This is a genomic window from Rhodoferax sp. (genome assembly GCF_014859475.1).
In the GTDB taxonomy this organism is placed as follows: Bacteria; Pseudomonadota; Gammaproteobacteria; order Burkholderiales; family Burkholderiaceae_C; genus Rhodoferax.
Genome location: NZ_JACUUE010000262.1, coordinates 1 through 2,856 on the forward strand (window position 1 = coordinate 1; position 2,856 = coordinate 2,856).

The 2,856-nt window shown below is 62.5% G+C and carries 3 protein-coding genes; all 3 read left to right on the plus strand.

Going from position 1 to position 2,856, the window contains the following annotated elements; genetic code table 11:
* A partial coding sequence (locus IBX54_RS14070; protein ID WP_296543283.1) for a peptide chain release factor 3 occupies positions 1-1,419 on the plus strand: 1,419 nt, incomplete at its 5' end.
* A 123-nt stretch (positions 1,420-1,542) separates the two neighbouring features.
* Positions 1,543-2,010 carry a DUF2721 domain-containing protein gene (locus tag IBX54_RS14075; RefSeq protein ID WP_296543284.1) on the plus strand — a complete coding sequence of 156 codons (468 nt, stop codon included), beginning with the start codon at positions 1,543-1,545 and terminating at the stop codon, positions 2,008-2,010.
* A gap of 10 nt (positions 2,011-2,020) precedes the next feature.
* Positions 2,021-2,856 (plus strand): CBS domain-containing protein (locus IBX54_RS14080; RefSeq protein WP_296543285.1); only part of this gene is annotated, 836 nt, incomplete at its 3' end.

Below are 2,856 nucleotides of genomic sequence, written 5' to 3' on the forward strand. Positions count from 1 at the left end.
ATGCAGATGGTCTATCGTGACCATGTCATCAACCTGCTCGACACCCCCGGCCACAAGGACTTCTCCGAAGACACCTACCGCGTGCTCACGGCGGTCGATTCCGCGCTGATGGTGATTGACGCGGCCAACGGCGTCGAGAGTCAAACCCGCCGCCTGATCGAGGTCTGCCGCCAGCGCGACACCCCCATCATCACCTTCATCAACAAGATGGACCGCGAGGTGCGCGACCCGCTCGACATCCTCGACGAGGTCGAACGCGAACTCGGCATGCCCTGCGTGCCCATGACCTGGCCGGTGGGCCAGGGCAAGACCTTTGCCGGCATCATCAATTTACGCACCGATGCCATGACCGTGTTCGAACCCGGCAGCGACCGCGGCCCGAAAGACTTCACCACCCTGCCGATGAGCGACCTGGCCACCTTGCTGAAACGCTTTGGCTACGAGTTTGAAACCGCCATGGAAAGCATGGAACTGGCCACTGGCGCCAGCCCCAAGTTTGACCGCGAAGCCTTTCTGGCCGGCAAACAAACCCCGGTGTTCTTTGGCTCGGGCGTCAACAACTTTGGTGTCATGGAAGTGCTCGACGCGCTGGTTGACCTGGCACCGTCGCCGGGTCCGCGCACCAGCTCGTTCGTGGTCAACAAGCAGCCGGTCATCAAAGAGGTTCACCCCGAAGACAACGCTTTCTCCGGCGTGGTGTTCAAGGTGCAAGCCAACATGGATGCCAACCACCGCGACCGCATCGCCTTTGTGCGTATTGCCAGCGGCAAATACACGCCGGGCATGAAGCTCAAGGTGATGCGCACCGGCAAAGAGCTGCGCCCGACCAGCGTGGTCACCTTTATGAGCCAGCGCCGCGAGGCGGTGCTTGAAGCCTATGCCGGCGACATCGTGGGCTTTACCACCCATGGCGGCGTGCAACTGGGCGACACCATCACCGACGGCTCGGTCAACCTGCTGTTCACCGGCCTGCCGTTTTTTGCCCCCGAGATGTTCACCACCGTCATCCTGAAAAACCCTTTGCGTACCAAGCAGTTGCAGCAAGGCCTGGTGCAACTTGGTGAAGAAGGCGCGATTCAGGTGTTTCGCCCCGAGATGGGCGGCAACATGCTGCTCGGTGCCATCGGCCAGTTGCAGTTCGAGGTGGTGCAGCACCGGCTCAAGGGTGAATACGACGCCGACGTGCGACTGGAGAGCAGCCAATACACCGGCGCGCGCTGGATCACCGCCGACAGCCCCAAAGAGCTGCAAGAATTTGTCAACGCCTACCCGCAGCGCATGGCGCGCGACGCCGCCGACACGCTGGCCTACCTGTGCACCAGCCCGTATGACGTGCGCCTGGCGCAGGAGCGTTTCCCAAAAATCCACTTCCACCCGCTGCGCGAACACGCCGGGCTGGCGCTGCAATCGGCTGGATAAGTCTTGCGACAAGCTCTGAGTCAAGCCGCAGTGGCGGTCATCGGTCTGGCCGGACTGGTCAAAAACAGGCACCCCCGGCTGCCTTGAAGTTACAGTGAGACGTTTTATCGCCGGAAAATTTCCATGTTTTTTGCCACCAACCTCGCCACCGTCACCCACGGCATCCAGCTTGCCGTGGCACCCGTGTTTTTGCTCACCGCCGTGGCCGGCATGATCGGCAGCGTGGCCGGTCGCCTGGCGCGCATCATCGACCGCGCCCGCGTGCTTGAAGATCGCATCGAGGCCGCTGCATCGAACAATCCGATGAGCTCGGCCTTCGCCGAACTCAAGCAACTGCGCCTGCGCGGCGCGCTGGTCAACGCCTGCATTGCGCTGCTGACGTTTTGCGCCATCATGATCGGTTTGACCATCATGGCACTGTTTCTGGGCGAAACCACCGAGTGGCAAATCTTTCGCATCGCGACCATTCTGTTTCTGTCCGGCGTGACCTGCTTTTTGCTGGCCTTGCTGTGTTTTCTGACCGAGACCCTGATTGCCACCCGCATGCTCAAATTTGGCCGAAAATTGCCCCCACCTCCATCACCAACCTGAAGCCCCTGTCATGCCAACCACACCCAAGCCCTCGCCCCTGTTGACCAGCCAACTGTCCCGGCAGCGGGCTTTTGTCCAGCTCAGCGCCAAAAGCCGCGACGCACTGGCAAGCCAGTTCACCCTGGTCTCGGTAGCGGCGGGCACCACGCTGATGACGCAGGGGCAACTGCCAAGCCGACTGGTGCTGATTCTGAGCGGCGCGGTGCGCCTGAGCGACCCCGATTTGAACCTGTCGGTGCAACTGGAAGCCGGCGACCTGTTTGGCTTTGGCGCCACACCGGCGCCGCAACTGGCCACCTGGCAGGCGGTGGCCGCTGCCGATTGCGAACTGGCCTGGCTATCGGCGCAAGACCTGGCGCAACTGTGTGCCAAGCACACGCAACTGGCCTACTTTTTTCCATCCTGCCAACCGGCAGCTCAGCCGCAGGCCGGGCAGACCAGTCAGGTCAGCGAGTCAGGCAGCGCGCTGAACCTGCTGGGCACGCCCATCCGCACCCTGATCAAGCGCGAACCCATCACCCTGCCGCCCGACTCCTCGATCCAGGACACCGCGGTACTCATGCGTGACCGGCGCGTGTCCTCGGTGCTGCTGGTCGAGCAAGGCCTGCTGTTTGGCCTGGTCACCGACCGCGACATGCGCAACCGCGTGGTCGCGCTCAACCTCGACATCAGCCGCCCGGTAGCTGACATTGCCACGCTGGCGCCGATGACGGTGAGCGCCAACAGCCCTGCCTTTGAAGCCCTGCTGCTGATGGCGCGCCACAACATCCACCACATGCCGGTGATGGACGGCAGCAACATTTTGGGCATGATCACGGCCACCGACCTGACCGAGCAGCACAGCAC